Source organism: Microbulbifer sp. TB1203 (assembly GCF_030997045.1).
In the GTDB taxonomy this organism is placed as follows: Bacteria; Pseudomonadota; Gammaproteobacteria; order Pseudomonadales; family Cellvibrionaceae; genus Microbulbifer.
Genome location: NZ_CP116899.1, coordinates 4355215 through 4375109, shown reverse-complemented (window position 1 = coordinate 4375109; position 19895 = coordinate 4355215). Strand labels below are relative to the sequence as shown.

Genomic DNA, 19895 nt, shown 5'->3' with positions numbered 1-19895 from the left:
GCCAAAAACAGAAACTCGATCGGCGCTATTCTACCAAGTGCGTATAATGGCGCCGCAGAATAATCCCGAGGTTCTATGTCTTCCGCTACTCCCTCCACAAAAACGGTTTTTCTCGATATCGCCGTGATCGGCGGCGGTATCGCCGGCCTCTGGCTGATGCAGCGGCTGCGGTCCTCCGGCCTTTCCTGCGCCCTGTTCGAGCAGGAGGCCTTGGGCAGCGGGCAGACGGTGGCCTCCCAGGGCATGATTCACGGCGGAATCAAATACACCCTCGGCGGCACTCTCACCGGGGCTTCGGAGGCGATAAAGGATATGCCGCAGGTGTGGCGCGACTGCCTCGAGGGCAGCGGGCAAGTAGACCTCTCCGCGGCGAGAATTCTCTCCGATCACTTCTACCTGTTTTCCAGCGGTGGCAGCGCATCAAAAGTCGGCACTTTTTTCGCCAGCAAACTGGCCCGCGGCCGCGTGCACCCCGTGTCCGGGGATGAGCGCCCGGAAATTTTCCGCCACGCGGATTTTCGCGGCAGCGTCTACCAGTTGGTGGATCTGGTATTGGATGTGCCCAGCGTGCTCGAGGCACTGAGCGCACCGCTGCGCGACCAGCTGAAAAAGATCCGGCCCACCGCACGCTGGCAGCGCGATGCCGAGGGCAACGCTGTTTTGTGCGCCGACGCCGACGGCGAAACCCTGGAAGTGCACGCGCAGAAATTTATTCTCACTGCGGGCCTCGGCAACGAAAAGATCCTCGAGCAACTCGGCTGTCGCACACCGCAGACCCAGCGCCGCCCGCTGCAGCAGGTAATGGTCCGCCACCACCTGCCCCATCGCTTTTACGGCCACTGCCTGGGCGCGGAAAAAACTCCGCGGCTCACTATCTCCAGCCACCCGCTGGGCGACGGCACCTGGGTCTGGTACCTGGGCGGCTCGCTGGCCGAACGGGGGGCGTCTCTTTCGCCGGAAAAACTGATTACCGAAGCCCAACGGGAACTGCGCGAACTGATGCCCTGGGTCGACCTGGGCCATTGCCAGTGGGCCACCCTGCCGGTGGACCGCGCCGAACCCCGCCAGCGCAATTTCGCCCGCCCGGACAAGGCAGCTGCGCTGCGCACCGACAACTGCGCCAATGTGATCGCCGCCTGGCCCACCAAGCTGACCCTGGCCCCCAACCTGGCGGACGAGGTACTGGCGCTGCTACGCGAGGACGATATCCAACCGGCGGGCGGCGATATTGCCGCGCTGCAAGCGCTGCCCGCCCCGCGGGTGGCACCGACGCCCTGGGAGAAAGCCTTTGCCTGAAATCACTCCATCCCCGCTACCCCTGAAGCCCCTGGGCGACACCGGCATGCAGGTGAGCGCCCTGGGGCTGGGCACCGTCAAACTCGGCCGCGACAAAGGCGTGAAGTACCCCGGCAGCTTTACCATTCCCGACGACCGGCAGGCGGCGGACCTGATCGCGCGCGCGCGGGCCTGGGGCATCAACCTGATAGACACGGCGCCCGCCTACGGCAACAGTGAGGAGCGGCTGGGCAAGCTGCTGCGCGGCCAGCGCGACCAGTGGCTGATCTGCTCCAAGGTGGGAGAGGAATTTGTCGGTGGGCAATCGAGTTTTGATTTTTCCGCGCGCCACACCCGTATAAGCGTGGAGCGCAGCCTGCGCCGGCTACACACCGAGGTACTCGACATGGTGCTGGTGCATTCGAACGGCGACGACGAGCGCATAGTCCGCGAAGAAGAAGTGCTGGATACCCTACGGCAACTGAAGTGCGACGGACTGATCCGCGCCATCGGCATGTCCGGCAAAACCGTCGCCGGCGCCCTGCTGGCGGCACAGTACAGCGATGTGATGATGGTGACCTACAACCTGCGCGAGCGGGGGGAGGAGGCGGTGCTGGACTACTGTCGTAAAAACAACAAGGGCGTGCTGGTAAAGAAGGCCCTGGCCAGCGGCCATATCGCAGGAGAGGGAGGCGACCCGGTACAGGCGGGGATGGATTTTGTCTTCGCTCACCCCGCCGTGACCAGCGCGATTGTGGGCACCATCAACCCGGCGCACCTGGATCACAACTGCAGCTGTGTGCTGCGCGCGCTCTCGCGCTCGAATCCAACCCGGACGTAAATACTCTCAAATCAAGCTCTGATCAGAATAGCACTGAGATAAGCAGCTTCCCTTTGTAGGATGGGCAAAGGAGCGCAGCGACGTGCCCACCTTCCGGGCCTTGATGGGCACGCTGCGCTTTGCCCATCCTACAAAAAATTGCCCTGCCGGCCCTTAACCTCAGGTTTCCGCCGCGGTCCAGTCCTGCAGATAGCGGTATAGGCGCGCGCAGCTACCGAAGTCCGGATACTGGTGAAACAGCCCCTTGACCCATTGCTGCCGCGCCGGCACCGGCGCATCTTCCCGCAGTGCCTCTTCCAGCGCTCCCTGCAGCTGTTCCGTGGTTTCGGAAAAGTCCGACGGCAGTACCCGGTCGAAGGGCACGGCAAACCCGCGGCTTTCCATATAGCGCTGCAGGTCCCAGGCGTAGAAGACTATGGGCCGGTCCAGCAACAGGTAGTCCACCCAGATCGATGAGAAGTCGGAAATCAGCAGGTCCACTTCGCGCATCAGGCAGGACACGTCGTCGTACGCCGCCTGGGAGCAGTCGACGATGTGCTCCGAGCTATCGATCAGCTCCCGGTAGAGGTCCAGGTCCCGCGGGTGCGGGCGGATACCCAGCAGTGCGTTGTGTCGCTGCAGCAGCGGTTCCAGCCAGTGCAGGTCGTCCTTGCCCAGCCCCACACTGCTGCGATCGTAGTCGCGGAAAGTCGGTGCGTAGAGCAGGAAGCGGCGCCCGGCCTTGGCACTGCGCGCGCGCATTACCAACTGCTGGCTGGCGCCGGGCAATTCGGTGTAGGGCATACCGAGAAAATCGTTGCGCGGCAGTCCGAACACCTTGATTTTTTTTGCTTCACTGACGAAAGCCCCGGCGATAATCGAGCGCTCCAATACCGAAGCTACTGAAAACAACTTGATACGCCGGCTCTTGCGGAACTCGCGGTGGAACTGGTGATTGGTGAAGCGCTCGTCCAGATTGCCGATCGCCTTGATCGGAATACCGTGCCACAGGTTCACCAGCCGGCTGGAGCGCACCAGGGAAAATTTGCCCAGCGCCAGCCGCTGGCTGTGGCTGATAAAGCAGTAGCGGCAGCGCAGGCGCAGGTAGATCTCGCGGCGGGAGCCGCCGGGAATATATTGGGCCTCGCTGACATCCGCCGGGCGCCCCTCGCCGCGGTAGTCGATCAGGTAGGTCTGCACCTCGCCGCGGGCATTGCAGTAATTCCACAACGCACGGATATTGCCCTCAAAAGTCTGGTGACGATTGATATAGAAGAGCCATATATCCGGGCGCGAGCGCACCACCAGGGAACGGAAGTAATACTTCACCGCCAGCAGGCGTTGCATGACCGCCTTCACTCCTCCACCCCCCTGATGACTTCGATCAACTGGGTGGTGGAGATGGAGGGCGTGCGCGGCAGGTAGACTACGCGGCAGATATCGCTGCAGAAGTCGAAACGCCCCGCCCAGTCGTCACCCATCACCAGGATATCGGCTTCATAAGCGAGGATATATTCGCGTTTTCTTTCTAGGGATTCCTCCAGGAACACATCGTCCACGCAGCGCAACGCAGCGACGATGGCCATGCGCGACGCCTGGTCGTACACCGGGTAGCGCTGCTTCTTGGTGTAGTTCAACTGGTCTGAGGACACACCCACCACAAGGGAATCGCCCAGCGCCGCGGCCCGCTCGAGCAGGCGCAGGTGTCCCAGGTGAAACACGTCGTAGGTGCCAAAAGTTATTACCCGCATAGGCAGGCCGGTTCTCGCTCTGTAAAAGTGTTCGCTAATGCTCTATCAGTGGAATTTTTTATTTTTTAATTTTTTCCACTATCGCGGTGGTAGAACAGTTGTCGAGAAAATCCAGCGAACGCACTTCACCGCCGTAGCTTTCCACAATCTGCCAGCCCACCACCTGCTCCTTGCTGTAGTCACCACCCTTCACCAGTACATCCGGTTTAAGCAGTTCCAGCAAGCGCTCCGGCGTATCGTCGTCGAAACTGGCCACCCAGTCCACCGCTTCCAGCCCCGCGAGCACCGCCATTCGACGCTCCACCGGGTTGATCGGCCGGCCCTCACCCTTGAGCCGTGTCACCGAGGCGTCGCCGTTGACCGCCACGATCAGGCGATCCCCCAGGCGGCGCGCCTGTTCCAGGTAGCCCACGTGGCCCGCGTGCAATATATCGAAACAACCGTTTGTAAACACGATTTTTTCACCGCGGGCGCGGGCGTCGGCCAGGGCGTAGACCAACTGCTCTCCGGTCATTACACCGCGACCGCTGTGGCTTTCCGCCGCCAGGGCGCCGCGCAGCTCCGGTCCGGAAACCGTCGCCGTGCCCAGTTTGCCCACAGCGATACCCGCGGCGATATTGGCCATCTCTACGCTGCGTGGCAGGCTTTCGCCAGCGGCGATGCCCGCGGCCAGGGTGGCGATCACCGTGTCGCCGGCGCCGGTTACGTCATAGACCTCCCGCGCCCGGGCCGGCAGGTGCAGCTCCTGCAGACCGCGCTGCAGCAGGGTCATGCCGTGCTCGCCGCGGGTGATCAGCAGCGCCTGCAGGTCCAGTTCCTCCATCAGCTTTCCGCCCTTTTCCACCAGTTCTTTTTCGCTGGCGCAGGAACCCACCACCAATTCAAATTCGTGTAGATTGGGTGTAAGCAAGGTGGCGCCGCGGTAGCGGGAAAAGTCCGCTCCCTTGGGGTCCACCAGCACCGGCAACTGCCGCTCCCGCGCCAGGCGAATCAGTTCCTGGCACCGGGCCAGGGTGCCCTTGGCGTAATCAGACAATACCAGCGCGCCCACTCCCTCTGCGCGGCGCGCGAGCAGCGCCGGCAGCCCGGCGCAGTCGGATTCGGCAAAGGGCTGCTCGAAGTCCAGGCGCAGCAGCTGCTGGTGCCGGCTCATCACCCGCAATTTGGTAATGGTGGGAGAGATCTCAGAGGCAATGAAATCACAGTGCACGCCGGCGGCGCTCAGTGTTCGCTCCAGCGCTGCCGCGGCATCGTCCCGCCCCACCAGGCTGATCACGCAGGCGCCCGCGCCGAGGGAGGCCAGGTTGAGGGCCACGTTGCCAGCACCGCCGGGCCTGTCCTCGGTATCCCCCACCAGCACCACCGGCACCGGAGCTTCCGGGGAAATACGGCCTGTATCGCCGGTCCAGTAGCGGTCCAGCATCAGGTCGCCGATCACCAGAACCTGGGCGCGGTTGAAAACGGGCAGGGGTGCGGTCATAGATACCACCGGGCAAACAAAATATGTGGTCGGGGGAACCGGAAATCCGTCCCGAATATCAAAGCCGGGGAGTTTAACACAAGCAAAATGTGCCAGAGGTGATGCGCTTGGAAGTGCGAGAACCAACGAGTTCCTAGATAGCGCTGTCCCGTGCGGTTAGAATGCCGCACTATTGCCGCCCCGACTGGCGGGCAGCCGAGTACTGAGACACCCTATGCCTGTTACCGTCCTGCAACTCTGCCACTGCTATACCATGCCCTTTGTGGATATCAGTCAGCAGTACGCCGAACTGATGCAGCGGCAGGGCGCGCGGGTGGTCACCGTTTTCCTCACCCGCCCCCGGGACGAGGCACTGGCGCAGTCGCATAATTCCGACAAGACCGTTTTCCTGGAACTGCGCTCCCAGGATGTGCGCGGCCTCAAGCTGGGCCTGCTGCTGCGCCTGCGCCGCCTGTGCCGCGAGGAGGGCGTCAGCCTGGTGGTGGCACACCGCTGGAAACCCATCTATCTGGCCACCCTGCTGCAACTGACCATGCCGTCGCTCAGGGTGAGCGGGGTGGCCCACGCCCTGGGACAACTGCAGCGCCGCGGCCGCCGCCTGCTGTTTCAGCTGTTCGGGCGCCGGGTGCATCTGCTGGGAGTCTCCGACGCCACCCGCGACGACCTGCGCCGCTGCCTACCGGCTGCGGCGCACTCCCGCGTGCAGACGCTGTACAACTACGTCGATTTCGATACCCTGCGCGACCGGCAGTTGGACAAGGCCGCCGCGCGCAAGGCCCTGGGTCTGCCCGACGACGCCTGGGTGTTCGGCAATGTGGGCCGCCTGCACCCGCACAAGGACCAGGCCACTCTGCTGCGCGCTTTCGCACGGATCGCCGGGGAGCTGCCGTCTGCACGGCTGTGCATCCTCGGCCAGGGCGAACTGGAAACACATCTGAGACGACTCGCCGCGGAGCTCGGCGTGGCCACCCGGGTCGACTTTCTCGGTGTGGTACACAATGCCGCGCGCTACTTTCGCGCCTTCGATTGTTTCGTGCTCAGCTCCGAGCGCGAACCCTTCGGCATGGTGCTGCTGGAGGCGATGGCGGCGGAGGTACCGGTGATTGCCAGCGACGCCGGCGGCGCCCGCGAAGTGGTGAACTCCTGTGATTGGCGCCCACCCCCTGGGGATGTCGAAGCCTTCGCCGAACGTATGCGGGCGCTGGCGGCACTGGACGATTCCGGTCGCGACGTTGTCGCCGCCGGGCAGCTGGCCTATGCCCGCGGCCACTTCAGCCCCGCCGCCATCGAACAACAGCTCCGCCAACTGGAACTATACCAATGGCTACGGGAAGTCCCTCAGCTAGCAAATTCACAATCCCGATAAGAGCCCGCAGAGGCTCCACACAGAAGCCGATTTATGCAGTTTTCCTCTCCCTTCAAGCGCGACCGCGCCACCCATTTTCTCTTTTGTGGCTTTACACTTTTCCTCGCCGCTTTCCTGCTGCCCCTGAGTACCAAGGCGGTCAACAATATCTACTACGCGCTGGTGCTGCTACCGTTGCTGTTCGCACTGGACCGGGAGACACTGAGGGATTTCCACCGCAGCCCGCTGGTCAATCTCTGGTACGCGCTACTGGGCTACCAGTTGCTCAGCTACTCTTGGAGTATCGAGTACAGCGAAGAATTCGTCCCCAACCTGAAACGCTGGCTCTACCTATACGGACTTGGACTGGTAGTCTTCGTGCTGGTCCGCAACGACAAGCCGCTTTCCCGCTGGGTGATTCCCGCAGCGCCACTACTGATCGCATTGGCGGCGATAGGCAATATGCTCTGGTTCTACAGCACACATGACTTTCCCCAAGCGCGCCTGGTAGGTGCCAGCCGCATCTCCAACCCGATTTTCTTCGGCTCGATTGCCGCAGCCTTCTCCGCCGCCGCATTGGTGCAATGGCACGGCTGGAGTCGTCGCTACCGGTTGCTGTTGCTGCTGGCTGTAGCGGTCAACCTGGGCATTATCTACCTCAGCCAGTCGCGCACCGCACTGCTCGGAGTGGGAGTCTGTATCGGTAGCCTGCTGCTGGTATCGCCACGGCTGCGCTGGCTGGCGCTGGCCTGCGCCGCCGTGCTGGGCCTGGTGGCGCTGGTGGTGGACTGGCAGCCGCTGCTGGCCAGGGGCTTGTCCTACCGCCCGGATATCTGGCTGGCACAGTGGCAACGGGTAGTGGAGAGCTGCAGCGCGCTGTTTGGCTGCGGCCTGGGAATCAACCCGGATATAGCGCCGGAACCGGAACACAACTTCCACCCCCACTCCGTCTATATGGCCTGGGTGGTATACGGCGGCCTGCTGGGTCTGGCGGCCTATCTCGCGATACTAGGACTGATTTTGCGCGCCTCGCTGAAAGTGGAGCGGCTGCTGCCCTGGGTGGCGCTGCTACTGGTGGGACTGGGAGCCACTATGGTGGACGGCGACAAACTGCTGGAATCCCCCAAGGCACTGTGGCTGCTGGTGCACCTGCCGATAGCGGTGCTGTTGGCGGAGCACGCCCGGGCGCTGCGCAAAGACGCGCCCGCTACAGGCGGTGATCCGCTCCGTAGCGACGCCGGTGCCGCTCAGTGATCTTGCGGTAGTCCGCGGCGATCCAGTGCCGCACCCGCGCCGGGCCCCAGCCCCGATGCTCGCCGTAAACCGCCTGTACCCGATGGGCGAAGTCCGCGCTGCAGCCGGCCTCCGCGCAATCCACCAGGAAACGCGCCAGATCCCGGGCGCCGCTGCGACCCGGGCGCGCGCGGGATACCGAATCCAGGTCCACCAGCCAGGTCTCGTCTCCGCGCAGCAGTATATTGCCCCACTTGAGATCCCCGTGGACCAGGCCCGCCGCGTGCATCGCCGCCACCTGCGCCAGCAATCCTTCAATCGCCGATGCCAGCTTTTCCTCGGTACCCGCCGTGCCGGCGCAGGATAGCAGCGGCGCTGCGCCTTCCAGCCATTGCGCCACCTGTATCGAATGTCCACCGCCGCGGGCATAGCCCAGGCTCAGCGGTACGGATACGCCCAGCTGTTGCAAACGCAAAGTGGTGCGGTGCACAGCGGCGGCCCGTGCAGGCAGCAGCGGACGGTCCCGGTATTGCTTGACCAGCAGCAGTTGGCCGTCGACTTCCACACGGCGGGTAGCGCGACGCGCTTCCGACTTCAACAACTCGCAGGCCGACGGCCAGCGATCATGCAGCCAGTCCACCAACAGATTTTCATCCAGGTACCCGGCGCGCAGCACACCGCGACAACCGTCGCGGCGCCAATATCTGTATTGGGAAAGTTCAGTGGTCACATATTATCCCGGGAGATATTCCAATATCTCAGTGGACAGGGCGCTGTTGCCGATGATCTTGCCGGCGGGGCGCCCGGCCATGCGGGCCGCCAAGCGCCTGCCAACCAGCGCGCGCAGGCGCCGCTCGGCACGCGCAGAGAGGCCGGCGGCGGCGCAGTAGGCACGCCAGAAACGCAGGCGGTCGGTACGCTGTATCTGGGGCGCCTGCAGCATATTGATCTGCACCAGATTGCGCACCCGCTCGCGCTCGCGCAGGTAGGGCATGCGGCGGCTGCGCTCGTTGTCGATAAAGTGAAAATGCGGCTGCCGAGCGACACTGTCCACCAGCACGTTAAACGGGCGCAGGTCGCCGTGGGCAAAACCCAGTCTGTGCAGCCGCCCCACTTGCGACCCCAGGGCGGTGATCAACCGGCGTTTCCAGTGCAGTCGCTCCCTGCTCTCGGGCCGGGTCAGGTAGCTGGCCAGATAATCCGCCCAGGCCACGCCGCGCATGCTCTCCATCACGATCCAGGGGACGGCCCCAGCGGTTTGTGCGGCGACGATCCGCGGCGCGGAAAAACCCGCATCGAGCAATTTGCGGGTATTTTTACAGCAGCGCGCCGCGCGACTGCCGCGCAGGGCGGTCTTGAGCGGCTCCAGCCCTGTTCGTGACAGAAAAGCCTTGAAATAAAACTCCCGCCCGTCCAGGCAGATGCGCGCCACCCGGGCGTAGGGCGAACTCTGCACCCAGTGCCAGCTGCCGTCATCGGGCAATTGCCAGTCCCGCGCCACCACTTGCGCGGCCATCTGCTGCAGCTGTTGCGCAATGGGGTTGATCATAAATCTGTCTCTTTCAAGCGGTTCAGTACTTAGTCAAGCGATAGCCGTGACGCGAAGGCCCTGTTGCCGGGTACTCCCTTGCGAGACTGTCGGCGAGAGGGACCTCGCCGACAAGCCTACAGGGATGTATTCACGGCGTGTCTCGCAAGGGAGTACCCGGTAGCAGGGCCGCCCCTTCTCTAGCCAAGTGACTTCATCAACTTATCTTTTGACGCCCGCTGCGCGCTTGCGCGCCTCGCGCTCACGCACCCGGGCCATCTTCTGTGCAACGCTGCTCCAGAAGCGCCGCCGCTGGCGCAGCGCGTCCGCCGGACTTTCGCCCTCGTCCAAACCTTCGTAGCCACGCACAAAACGGAGCAGATCCGTGCGGCTGAGACCGATATCCACCGCGGAGAACCACAGCCCGGCGATATCCTTGATCCGCCAGCGCTGTGGCGTGCGCCCGCGCACCTGCGCCCGGTGCAGGTCGATCAGAGATAGCCGGATATCGCCGTCGCGCTCAAGCCGCTCACTGTCGAGCAGAAAGTGACACAGGTAGAAATCCCGGTGGTTGACCCCGCCGCAGTGCATGCGCCGCGCGATGCGCGCCACCTCCGCAATCAATTGCCATTTCAACGCCCGCGGCGGCGGGCTCCGGGGCCAGTCGCCGCAGAAGTCTTCCAGGCTGATGGAGGGCTCGATCGCCTCGGTGACGATAAACGAGCGCTTTTGCGCGGGGCTCCACCCCCGCTCGCCGAAGGCGGCCACTTTCATGGTGGCCAGATCCAGTTGCTCCAGCCGGCGGATAGCGCGCAGCTCAGTGGCCGCACCCACCACCGGACGGCGCAGGCGCAGCCACTGGCCGAGGATATGCCGCCAGCCCACGCCACTGTGCAGCTTGGCGAAATAGGCCTTGCCATTGAACTCGAAGCGGAAGGTGCGCCGCCCGGGCATTGTGCGGAAATCCCGCCCCGGCGTGGTCCAGAGTTCCTCGAAGGGGTCCCGGTCGCGCCACAGGCCCGCGAAGGGCCCAGTCAGTTCAATCACTCCGTCGCGCCTCCAGCTCGGAGCGGATTTTCTCCAGCACCACCGGACCGAGATTATATAGATCGGCCTCCCCACTGTATGTGAGCGCAAACTTATGCCAGCTGTTGCGCACGTCATCGTCCAGCGCTTCCATCAGTACTTCGCCGAACTGCTCCTGCGAGAAGGGCTCGGCCAGTACCCGGCCCGCGCCGGAGCGCTCGATATGGGTGGCGTAGCCGGCACAGCCGGAGACAATTGCCGGCAGCCCGGCGATCAGCGCTTCCACCAGCACCATGCCGGCCGCCTCCTCCCGCGCCGGGTGCAGCAGCATATCCGCACCCATCATCCACTGGCGCACCTTTTCGGAGGGGCCGGCAAAGTGAACCCGGTCGGCCACACCCAGTGCCTGAGCCTGGCGCAGGTACTTGTCGGCCCCGCCCTGGCCAACCACCGCCAGGCGCGCGCGGGGGCGTCCGGCCAGGGCCTCGATACAGCGGTCCACGCCCTTGCGCCGAAAGTCGCTGCCCACGTGCAGGAAGACCACATCGCACTCGCCGGCATTGACCCGCTCGCGCACGAACCGCCGTGCGCCCTCTGCGGCCTCGGGCTGGTAGGCAAAGTCCCGGCTGATTCCCGGCGGCACCGGGGTAAAGCGCTCCTCCTCGGTGCCGTAGCAGTCGCGGTACTCGCGCTTCTGTTTTTCCGTGAGATAGAAAATCTGCGTGCCGTGCCCGGGGGCGAATACCCCCCGCTCGAAATCGAGGAAATGCCGCGCGCGCGGGCTGAAACGGCTGCGCCAGCCCTGCGCGCGATTGGCCCGGTAACAGGGGTCGGCAGCGAAATAGAAATCCAGTCCCGGCATGCGGTTGAAACCCAGCAGCGCGTCCAGGGTGTAGTCGCCCCGCACCGACGCCAGCCAGCGGGCAAAATTGCGGTCTTTCACGTGATTCTGCCAGCCGCCTTTTTTCCAACCAGAGGGTGCCAACACCAGCTCCAGCCCCTCCGGCTTGTCGCCTCGCCACTGGCGGGTAAAGGCGGTGACTCTGTGCCCTTGCGCAAGCGCCTCCTCGGCAATACGCAGAAAGTCCTTTTGCAGTCCGCCGAAGGGAAAGTATTTGAATAGCGCCATTCCGAGGTGCATCAGCGGGCCTCCTGTATTGCGGCCTGGAGTTCGTCCCAGACCCTGGCCGGGGTCAGCCCGGAAAAAATGGCCGGTTTTACATCCGCATCGCCGGGAGGAAAATCCTCCGCGCAGAGGTAGCGCTGGTTGGCGCCGTAGGCACCCACCAGTTTCGGAGAGGTGGGGCCGTAGAGAGAGACCGCCGGGGTGCCCAGTGCTGCGCTCAAATGGCCGAGACCGGTGTCCACGGCCACCGCACCCTCGGCGCCGGCGATGGTGCCGGCGATTTCCGCCAGGTTCATCTTCGGCAGCACCGCGGCATTTTCCACGCCCTCTGCCAGGCGCAAAGCGCGCTCGCGCTCGATCTCATTTCCCCAGGGCAGCAGCACCCGGTAGCGCTCCGCGGCCTGTTCGACCAACTCGCGCCAGTAGGCTTCCGGGTAGTGCTTGTCTTCCCGGGTAGTGCCGTGCAGGAACACCACATAGGGCGAGTCGCCCACTGAGGCCGGCCGCGCAAAGGCGCTGCGCGTCAGGCCACAGTCCACGGCCTCTTCGGAGAGCCGATAGTCGAGAGCCCCGGCGAATAGCCGGCGCAGGCGCAGCACCGCGTGTTGGTCCTTGGTCACGGCGTATTTGCGTTGATAAAAGAGGCTCGCCAGGGGCTCCCGGGCGCTGGTCCAGTCGTAACCGGCCACGGGTGCGGCCACCTTGCGGGCAATAAAGGCGCTCTTCAGCAGGCCCTGGCCGTCGATCACCAGGTCGTACCGTTGCGCGGCCAGTTGTTCGCAGAAGTGCCGCCACTCGCCGGAGCGGCGCGCGGCCAGTGGCTGTCTGCGCCAGCGGCGCAGGGCCACCGGAATCACCCACTGCACGGCGGGATGCCAGGCGGGGATCTCGGTGAAAGCCTCTTCCGCCACCCAGTCGAAGCGCAGTTGCGGCAGGGCGCGCGCCGCCTCGGTCACCGCCGGCAGGGTATGCACTATGTCGCCGAGGGAGGAGGTTTTTACGATAAGTACGTGCACGGAATCAGGTGGCCAATTGGTCGAGGGCAGAGACAACGCGATCCGGCATCAGTTGGGTCATGCATTTGTGGTGCCCCAGGGGACATTCGCGTTGAAAACAGGGGCCACATTCTACCTCAATGGACACCACCCTGACCCGTTCCCCCAGCGGCGGGGTGAAACCCGGGGAGGTGGAACCGTACACCGCCACCAGCGGCCGGCCCAGGGCGGCGGCCACGTGCATCAGCCCGGAGTCGTTGCTCACCACTCCGTCGGCTTCGGCCAAAAGGTCGATTGCCTGGGCCAGGTTGGTTTCGCCGGCGAGGTTGAAGGCCCATTGCCGGGCCTCCTCGGGCAGCCGCTCGACGATCTGTTCGCAGACGGCGCGGTCGTTGGCGGAGCCCATCAGCCACACCTGCCAGCCGCGGCCGATCCGCTCTTCGGCCACGGCGGCGTAGTGCTGTTCCGGCCAGCGTTTGGAGGGACCAAATTCGGCGCCGGGGCAGAGGGCCAGCACCGGGCGCTGTGCATCCAGGGAGAGGCGGCCGCGCAGTTCGGCGGCATCGGTGCCCACTTCCAGTTTCGGGTAGGGCAGTTGCTGCGGCAGTGCTGCACTCTTTTCCAGCCCCAGGGCGGCGAAGCGCTGGATCATCAACGGGTAGCGGTCTTTGTCCAGCACGCGCAGGTCGTTGAGCAGACCGTAACGCATCTCGCCGCGCCAGCCGGTGCGCCGGGGAATGCCGGCGAACCAGGGCACCAGCGCGGATTTGAGTGAGTTGGGCAGCAGTATCGCCTGCCGATAACCCCGAGACCGCAGGGCTTTGCCCAGGCGCCGGCGCTCGCCCAGACCCAATTTACCGTGGCCCAGGGGCATGTCCACCGCGGCGCGCACTTCCGGCATCCGCTCCAGCAGCGGGCGACTCCAGGCCGGCGCCAGCACGTCGATGGCACAGCCCGGGCGCTCGCTCTTGAGCAGCTTGAACAGGGTTTGCGCCATCACCATATCGCCCACCCAGGAAGGGCCGACGACCAGTATCTGCTGGGGGAGTGTTTCCGGGGTGGGATTCAAATGCGGCTCCGGCGGGTGAAACCGGGGATTTTATGAGAAGAGGGAGGTAGGGGCAAAATTCTGAGGATCTGTGCTTTTAGTTGGAACGGTAGGGCCTTCGCTTTGCGTTCGCAGGCTCGCTCCGAGTCCCGCCCCGGGACCGCGGAGCTCCAGCTCCGCAACGGGCCGCAGGCCCGTCGGAGCACGATCATGGGGGCGGCCTTGCGGCCGCAAGCGGAGCTGGAGCTCCGCGTTCCCGGGGCGCCGTCAAATTTAAGAGTTGGCCGCCAGCTCCAGGTCCGGATCGGCCACATCGGTCAGCCAGCCCAAGTGCGACTGGCTCTTGCCCTGCACTACGTCGAAATACAGCTGCTGCAGCCGCTTGGTTATCGGGCCGCGGCGGCCCGCGCCGATAGAGCGGCCGTCGAGCATGCGGATGGGCAGCACTTCGGCGGCAGTGCCGGTGAAGAAGGCCTCATCGGCGATATAGACTTCGTCGCGGGTGATGCGTTTTTCCACCACCTGGTAGCCGCACTCCCTGGCCAGTTCGATCACCGAGTTGCGGGTGATTCCATCGAGGCAGGAGGTGAGTTCCGGGGTGTAGAGGACGCCGTCGCTGACGATAAAGATATTCTCACCGCTGCCCTCGGCCACATAGCCCTCTGGGTCCAGCAGCAGGGCCTCCTCGCAGCCGTTGCGGATCGCTTCCTGCAGCGCCAGCATGGAGTTGATGTAGTTGCCGTTGGCCTTGGCCTTGCACATGCTGATATTCACGTGGTGGCGGGTGTAGGAGGAGGTGTTCACCTTGATCCCCAGTTCCCGCGCTTCCGGACTCATGTAGCTGGGCCACTCCCAGGCGGCGATGATCACGTGAGCCTGCAGTTGATCGGCGCGCAGGCCCATGCCCTCGGAGCCGTAGAACACCATCGGTCGCAGGTAGGCCTCGTGCAGTTTGTTCTCGCGCACCACCAGGCGCTGGGCCTCGTTCAGCTGTTCCGCGTCGTAGGGCATGGGGATATTCATGATTTTGGCGGAGCGGAACAGTCGCCGGGTGTGATCCTGCAGGCGGAAGATACTGGTGGTACTTTCGGTCTGAGCGCCTGCGGCGGGTTTTGTTTGATAGGCCCGCACGCCTTCAAAGACTCCCATGCCATAGTGCAGTGTGTGAGTGAGCACGTGCACCCGGGCATCGCGCCAGGGGATCAATTCGCCATCGAACCAGATGGTGCCGTCGCGGTCGGCAAAAGACATGGGAAGCTCCTACAGATCTAGCTATCTAGTGCCTGTAGGAGCGGGCCATGCCCGCTCCTACAAGGGGAATTCCGGTAAAAACAGTTTAGGCGGGGCTCAACCGAGCAGCTGCCGCCAGCTTGTTTGCACGGTCTTTCTTTCCGCTTTGAAGTGGTCACCGGCAACAGCTCCCGGCAATTGTTGTAGCGCCAGGCGATGACCTTCGGATCGGTAGGCTTTGTAGGCGTCGATCAGATGCGCGGCTTGGTGGGCCGGCATCAGGCCCGCCTCGGTGAGGCTTTCGAGTATGCGGATATTGTCGGTGTACCGCACAATCGACGGCGCTTTCCGCGCCCAGGCCAGCGCTGCATATTGAACCATAAATTCGATGTCGACAATACCGCCGGGGCCCTGCTTGAGGTCGAAAGTTCCGCCGTTGCTCTTATCCAGGTGCGCGCGCATCTTATCGCGCATGGCGACCACTTCGCCGCGCAATTTCTTCTCGTCCCGGGGTTGGCACAGCAGATCCAGGCGCAGCTGTTCAAACCCGGCGCAGAGGCGCGGGCTGCCCGCCACCGGGCGGGCGCGCACCAGCGCCTGGTGCTCCCAGGTCCAGGCGCTCTCGCGCTGGTATTTTTCGAACGCGGCCAGGGAGGTCACCAGCAGGCCGGAGTTTCCGGAGGGGCGCAGGCGCGTATCCACCTCGTACAGGGGGCCACTGAGGGTGCGGGTCTGCAGGATGTGGATCAGCCGCTGGGCCAGCCGGGTGTAGAAGCTCAAGTTGTCGATGCTGACGGCGCCGTCGGTGCTCTTTTGCGGGTCGGCATCGTGCACGAAGACGATATCCAGGTCCGAGCCGTGGCCCAGCTCCAGGCCGCCCAGCTTGCCGTAGGCGACGATGGCGAAGCGCATATCCCCGTTGGAGCTGCCCGCAGGTGCGCCGTATTTTTCCAGCATCTGCCGCCAGGCCATCTGCAGTGATTGCTGCAGTATCGCTTCCGCCAACCAGGTGAGCGAGTCGCTCACTTTCATCAGCGGCAGTGTGCCGTTCACCTCCTGGGCGGCGATGCGCAGGCTCTGGCTCTGTTTGAAGTGGCGCAGGGCCTCCATCTGCACCTCCAGGTCGCCGGGGTCCAGGCGCAGCATTTCCCGGCGCAGTTCGTCGGCGATATCCTCCCGGGAGGCGGGTGCCAGCAGACGGCGGGAATCCAGCAGTTCGTCCAGCAGTATCGGGTGGCGGGCCAACTGCTCGGCGATGCGAGGGCTGGCGCAACACAGGCTCAGCAACTGGTTCAGTACCGGGGGATTTTCGTTGATCAGCACCAAATAGGCGCTGCGGCGCAGTACCGAGCGCACCAGCGGCAATACCCGTTCGAGGGCCAGCAGTGAATTTTCCTCCTGTGCGGCGGCCGCCAGTAAAAGGGGGATAAACTGGTCCAGGCGCGCGCGCGCGGTACTGGGCAAGGCGGAAACACTGCGCTCGCCGCGCAGTTCCGCCAGCAACTTCAATGCCACCGGTGCGGGGGCGAAGCCCGCTTCGCCCAGGGTGCGCAGGTTAACCGCTTCCAGGGTCTCACTGCCGCAGCCGGCCCACAGGCTCTCCCACTCCTCCGCCGCACTGGGTTCGGCGATCTCCTCCGGCGGCGCGATCACTGTGTCGAACTCCCGCTCGATCACCCCGCGCCGCTCGGCCAGTTCGCCGAGTAACTGCTCCCAGTTGTCGTAACCGAGGGCAAAAGCCAGCCGTTCGCGGCGCTCGCTCTCCGCCGGCAGGGCCTGGGTCTGCCGGTCGCGCTCCGCCTGCAGTGCGTGCTCGACCTTGCGCAGCAGCAGGTAGGCCACCGCCAGTTGGTCGGCGGCGCCCGGCTTCAGGTGGCCGTCGCTCTCCAGCAGCGGCAGCAGTTTGAGCAGGTTGCGCTCGCGCAGGGCCGGCTCGCGGCCGCCGCGGATCAGTTGAAAGGATTGGACGATAAATTCGACTTCGCGGATTCCCCCTCTGCCCAGCTTGATATTGTCACCGAGGCTGCGGGCGCGCACCTGGCGCTGGATCAGCGATTTCATTTCGCGCAGCGCATCTATTGCGCTGAAGTCGATATAGCGGCGGTAGGTGAAGGGGCGCAGCAGCTCCATCAGTTCGGCGGCGTCGGCCCCGCTGCCAGCCACCGGGCGCGCCTTGACCATGGCGTAGCGCTCCCATTCGCGCCCCTGGGTCTGGTAGTAGTCCTCCAGGGCGGCGAAGTGGCTCACCAGCGGGCCGCTGTCGCCGTAGGGGCGCAGGCGCATGTCCACGCGGAACACAAAACCGTCGGCGGTGATGGCGTCCAGGGATTTGATCAGCCGCTGGCCCAGGCGTTGGAAGAATTTCTGGTTTTCCAGGGATTGCTCGCCGTCGGTGTGGCCCGGCGAGCGGTAGGCGAAGATCAGGTCGATATCCGAAGACAGGTTCAACTCGCGGGCACCCAGTTTGCCCATGCCCAGCACCACCAGGGATTGGGGGTTGCCGCTGTCGTCCCGCGGCTCGCCGTAGCGGCCGGCCAGTTCGCGGTGATGCCAGTCCAGCGCGGTTTGAATACAGGTTTCCGCCAGATCGCTGAGGCGGGTGCAAACCCGGGGAATATCCCACTGGCCGGCGAAATCCCGCCAGATCACCTCGGCGATGGCGCGGTTGCGCAGGCGGCGCAGCTCGCGGTCGAGGGCTTCCTCGCTGTCGATATTTTCCAGCGCGGAGGTGTCCAGGCCCAGGTCTTCGCTCTGCAGCAAATCGGGCAGCAGTTCGGGAGTGCGGCAGCACTGCTGGAAAAAGAAGTCCGAGCCGATAAAGCTGCGCGCCAAATCCAGTTGCAGGGATTTGTCCTGCAACAGGGATTCGGCCTTTGCGGTGAGTTCTTCGCCCGCGGATTCTCGCCAGTGGTGCCACTGGTCATCGAGTTGCGGGCTGAATTGCGATGGGCAGGTTTCGAATAGTGGCATTGGCGGTGTCCTATCGCGGCCAGCGGCCGCTCCTACGGGCGGGCCTGCGGCCCGTACCCTCTCCCCCGGCCCCTCTCCCGCAAGCGGGAGAGGGGAGAGTGGCCTGTGGCCCACGTGCGGAGCCCGGGAAATTAAAACGCGATATCCGGCGGCGGCGCCACGCGCAGGACTTCCGCCACGGTGGTGAGACCTGCGGCAACCTTCTTGGCGCCGGACAGGCGCAGGCTGTTCATGCCCTCGCGCATACCCTGCCGGCGCAGCTGCTGCAGGTCGCAGTCGGGCGTGACCAGGGCCTGGATGGATTCGCTGAACGGCAGTATCTCGTAGATGCCCTGGCGCCCGCGGTAACCGGTATTGCGGCACTCCAGGCAGCCCTCGGGACGGTAGACCACCTCGGGCAGCGGCGCCTTCCAGGGGCGCACCAGCGCCTGCCAGTCCTCCTCGCTGACCTTGTCCTTGCGCTTGCATGCGGGACACAGGGTGCGCACCAGCCGCTGGGCCATCACCCCCAGCACCGTGGATTTCAGCAGGTAGTGCGGCAGCCCCAGGTCCAGCAAACGGGTGACCGCGGTGGGGGCGTCGTTGGTGTGCAGGGTGGAGATCACCAGGTGGCCGGTGAGCGCCGCCTGCACCGCCATCTGCGCGGTTTCCAGGTCGCGGATCTCGCCCACCATGATAATGTCCGGGTCCTGGCGCATCAGGGTGCGGATGCCGGCGGCGAAGTCGAGGCCGATGGCGTGGTGCACCTGGGTCTGGTTGAAGCTCTCCTCCACCATCTCGATAGGGTCCTCGATGGTGGAGACATTCACTTCGCTGGTGGCCAGCTGCTTGAGACCGGTGTACAGAGTGGTGGTCTTGCCGGAGCCGGTGGGGCCGGTGACCAGGACTATACCGTTGGGGCGGCCGAGCATGGTATGCCAGCGAGCCAGGTCGTCGCCGCCCAGGCCCAGGTCGCTGTAGGAGCGCGCCAGCACTTCCGGGTCGAAGATCCGCATCACCAGTTTTTCACCGAAAGCGGTGGGCAGGGTGGAGAGGCGCAGTTCCACTTCGCTGCCGTCGGGGCGTTTGGTCTTGATGCGGCCGTCCTGGGGCTTGCGCTTCTCCGCCACATTCATGCGCCCGAGAATTTTCAGGCGGCTGGTGACCGCGGCATTGACCTGGTCCGGCAGTTCGTGGATCGGGTGCAGCACGCCGTCGATGCGGAAGCGGATGCGCGCCATCTCCCGCCGGGGTTCGATATGGATATCACTGGCGCGCTGATCGAAGGCGTGCTGCAGCAGCCAGTCGACGATATTGACGATGTGCTGGTCGTCGGCGTCCGGGTCCTTGAGCTTGCCCAGCTCCAGCAGCTGCTCGAAATTGCCGGCACCGGAGCTGCCCTTGAGGCCGCTGGCCCCGGAGATGGAACTGGCCAGGGAGTAGAACTCCACACAGTAGCGCTGGATATCCGCCGGGCTGGCGACTACCCGCTGCACCGTCCGACCGCTGGTGTGTTCCAGTTGTTCTTCCCAACCGCTGGTATAGGGCTGCGCCGTGGCCACCAACAGCATGTCCTTGGTGGCCTCCACACAGAGGATCTGGTGGCGCTTGGCAAACTGGAAGCTCATCACCTCGGTGACTGCGGCCACATTCACCTTGAGCGGGTCGATATGGTAGAGGCCGTGGGAGGAGGAGTCCGCCAGCCACTGGGTGAGGGTCCCGTCGTCCAGTACCTTGCCCGGGCGCTTGCGGTTCTCCAGTTCACAGCTGGCGATATAGCTGAGCGGGTGCATTTGCGCCTGTTCAGCGGTGCGCGGGGTGCCGATCAGCCGGTTGGCATCCTGCCGGTTGATATAGCCCTGGGATACCAGGTCCTCCAGCAATCCCCGCAAATCCAGTAACCTGTCCGCAACTTTGCCTACCATAAGGAAACCCATTCTTCCATTGTCCGACCGCGCATTGTAGCTCTATCGGAACCCGGTGACAGTGCACCGTTAACGCGCATTGTGCACAAACTTTCGCCACCAGGTGGCTGCGGGATCACCCGCGCGTACGGGGGGAGATTTATGGGCAAATGCGGGTTATTAAC

Annotated in this window: 16 protein-coding genes; 4 read left to right on the top strand and 12 right to left on the bottom strand. The window is 64.4% G+C overall.

The features are described from left to right. The first annotated feature begins 75 nt into the window (after positions 1–75). Positions 76–1296, top strand: coding sequence for an FAD-dependent oxidoreductase (locus PP263_RS18840; protein ID WP_308365472.1), 1221 nt, complete (start codon positions 76–78; stop codon positions 1294–1296). Next, positions 1289–2116, top strand: a complete 828-nt coding sequence (locus PP263_RS18835; protein WP_308365471.1) for an aldo/keto reductase — start codon at positions 1289–1291, stop codon at positions 2114–2116. The genes PP263_RS18840 and PP263_RS18835 overlap by 8 nt, the downstream gene beginning before the upstream one ends. Positions 2117–2275: 159 nt before the next feature. On the opposite strand, the gene PP263_RS18830 is transcribed toward PP263_RS18835, so the two are convergent. Genes PP263_RS18830 through hldE form a run of 3 tightly spaced genes read right to left on the bottom strand, consistent with a single transcriptional unit; the run spans position 2276 to position 5326 of the window. Beyond that, positions 2276–3442 carry a CDP-glycerol glycerophosphotransferase family protein gene (locus tag PP263_RS18830; RefSeq protein ID WP_308365470.1) on the bottom strand — a complete coding sequence of 389 codons (1167 nt, stop codon included), beginning with the start codon at positions 3440–3442 and terminating at the stop codon, positions 2276–2278. A gap of 8 nt (positions 3443–3450) precedes the next feature. Then, complete coding sequence (locus tag PP263_RS18825) at positions 3451–3846, bottom strand: adenylyltransferase/cytidyltransferase family protein (RefSeq protein WP_308365467.1); 396 nt, start codon at positions 3844–3846, stop codon at positions 3451–3453. Positions 3847–3904: 58 nt separating this feature from the next. Then, positions 3905–5326: a bifunctional D-glycero-beta-D-manno-heptose-7-phosphate kinase/D-glycero-beta-D-manno-heptose 1-phosphate adenylyltransferase HldE gene (gene hldE / locus PP263_RS18820; protein WP_308365465.1), complete on the bottom strand. Its 1422-nt coding sequence runs from the start codon at positions 5324–5326 to the stop codon at positions 3905–3907. Positions 5327–5540: 214 nt separating this feature from the next. Between hldE and PP263_RS18815 the strand changes: the two genes are divergently transcribed. Next, positions 5541–6692 (top strand): glycosyltransferase, encoded by a 1152-nt coding sequence (locus PP263_RS18815; protein WP_308365463.1) that lies wholly within the window; start codon positions 5541–5543, stop codon positions 6690–6692. Positions 6693–6725: 33 nt separating this feature from the next. Then, positions 6726–7925, top strand: coding sequence for an O-antigen ligase family protein (locus PP263_RS18810; RefSeq protein ID WP_308365461.1), 1200 nt, complete (start codon positions 6726–6728; stop codon positions 7923–7925). Here the strand turns inward: PP263_RS18810 and PP263_RS18805 are convergent. The 9 genes from PP263_RS18805 to PP263_RS18765 all read right to left on the bottom strand — a co-directional run bounded on the left by PP263_RS18805 (position 7879) and on the right by PP263_RS18765 (position 19731). Next, the gene (locus tag PP263_RS18805; RefSeq protein ID WP_308365460.1) at positions 7879–8634 is read right to left on the bottom strand and encodes a lipopolysaccharide kinase InaA family protein; all 756 of its coding nucleotides are present in this window, start codon (positions 8632–8634) and stop codon (positions 7879–7881) included. The genes PP263_RS18810 and PP263_RS18805 overlap by 47 nt on opposite strands. Positions 8635–8637: 3 nt before the next feature. Further along, complete coding sequence (locus PP263_RS18800) at positions 8638–9453, bottom strand: lipopolysaccharide kinase InaA family protein (RefSeq protein ID WP_308365459.1); 816 nt, start codon at positions 9451–9453, stop codon at positions 8638–8640. Positions 9454–9654: 201 nt separating this feature from the next. Further along, positions 9655–10479, bottom strand: a complete 825-nt coding sequence (gene rfaP / locus PP263_RS18795; RefSeq protein ID WP_308365458.1) for a lipopolysaccharide core heptose(I) kinase RfaP — start codon at positions 10477–10479, stop codon at positions 9655–9657. Continuing rightward, complete coding sequence (locus tag PP263_RS18790; RefSeq protein ID WP_308365457.1) at positions 10472–11599, bottom strand: glycosyltransferase family 4 protein; 1128 nt, start codon at positions 11597–11599, stop codon at positions 10472–10474. The genes rfaP and PP263_RS18790 overlap by 8 nt, the downstream gene beginning before the upstream one ends. Further along, positions 11599–12600 (bottom strand): lipopolysaccharide heptosyltransferase I, encoded by a 1002-nt coding sequence (waaC, locus tag PP263_RS18785; protein ID WP_308365456.1) that lies wholly within the window; start codon positions 12598–12600, stop codon positions 11599–11601. Before waaC ends, PP263_RS18790 begins: the two co-directional genes overlap by 1 nt. 4 nt (positions 12601–12604) lie before the next feature. Further along, positions 12605–13648, bottom strand: a complete 1044-nt coding sequence (gene waaF / locus PP263_RS18780; RefSeq protein WP_308365455.1) for a lipopolysaccharide heptosyltransferase II — start codon at positions 13646–13648, stop codon at positions 12605–12607. 252 nt (positions 13649–13900) lie between these two features. Next, positions 13901–14878 carry a branched-chain amino acid transaminase gene (locus PP263_RS18775; RefSeq protein WP_308365454.1) on the bottom strand — a complete coding sequence of 326 codons (978 nt, stop codon included), beginning with the start codon at positions 14876–14878 and terminating at the stop codon, positions 13901–13903. A gap of 96 nt (positions 14879–14974) precedes the next feature. After that, on the bottom strand, positions 14975–17827 hold the full coding sequence (gene glnE, locus PP263_RS18770; protein ID WP_308365453.1) for a bifunctional [glutamate--ammonia ligase]-adenylyl-L-tyrosine phosphorylase/[glutamate--ammonia-ligase] adenylyltransferase: 2853 nt from the start codon (positions 17825–17827) through the stop codon (positions 14975–14977). A 131-nt stretch (positions 17828–17958) separates the two neighbouring features. Beyond that, positions 17959–19731: a GspE/PulE family protein gene (locus PP263_RS18765; RefSeq protein ID WP_308365452.1), complete on the bottom strand. Its 1773-nt coding sequence runs from the start codon at positions 19729–19731 to the stop codon at positions 17959–17961. Positions 19732–19895 lie beyond the last annotated feature (164 nt).

What these genes read in the sequence shown, in the direction of transcription:
- PP263_RS18810 (WP_308365461.1), top strand. Translation starts at nt 6,726, where the DNA reads ATGCAGTTTTCCTCTCCCTTCAAGCGCGACCGCGCCACCCATTTTCTC.
- hldE (WP_308365465.1), bottom strand. Translation starts at nt 5,326, where the DNA reads ATGACCGCACCCCTGCCCGTTTTCAACCGCGCCCAGGTTCTGGTGATC.
- PP263_RS18815 (WP_308365463.1), top strand. Translation starts at nt 5,541, where the DNA reads ATGCCTGTTACCGTCCTGCAACTCTGCCACTGCTATACCATGCCCTTT.
- PP263_RS18840 (WP_308365472.1), top strand. Translation starts at nt 76, where the DNA reads ATGTCTTCCGCTACTCCCTCCACAAAAACGGTTTTTCTCGATATCGCC.
- PP263_RS18775 (WP_308365454.1), bottom strand. Translation starts at nt 14,878, where the DNA reads ATGTCTTTTGCCGACCGCGACGGCACCATCTGGTTCGATGGCGAATTG.
- PP263_RS18765 (WP_308365452.1), bottom strand. Translation starts at nt 19,731, where the DNA reads ATGGTAGGCAAAGTTGCGGACAGGTTACTGGATTTGCGGGGATTGCTG.
- PP263_RS18825 (WP_308365467.1), bottom strand. Translation starts at nt 3,846, where the DNA reads ATGCGGGTAATAACTTTTGGCACCTACGACGTGTTTCACCTGGGACAC.
- glnE (WP_308365453.1), bottom strand. Translation starts at nt 17,827, where the DNA reads ATGCCACTATTCGAAACCTGCCCATCGCAATTCAGCCCGCAACTCGAT.
- PP263_RS18790 (WP_308365457.1), bottom strand. Translation starts at nt 11,599, where the DNA reads ATGCACCTCGGAATGGCGCTATTCAAATACTTTCCCTTCGGCGGACTG.
- PP263_RS18800 (WP_308365459.1), bottom strand. Translation starts at nt 9,453, where the DNA reads ATGATCAACCCCATTGCGCAACAGCTGCAGCAGATGGCCGCGCAAGTG.
- PP263_RS18830 (WP_308365470.1), bottom strand. Translation starts at nt 3,442, where the DNA reads ATGCAACGCCTGCTGGCGGTGAAGTATTACTTCCGTTCCCTGGTGGTG.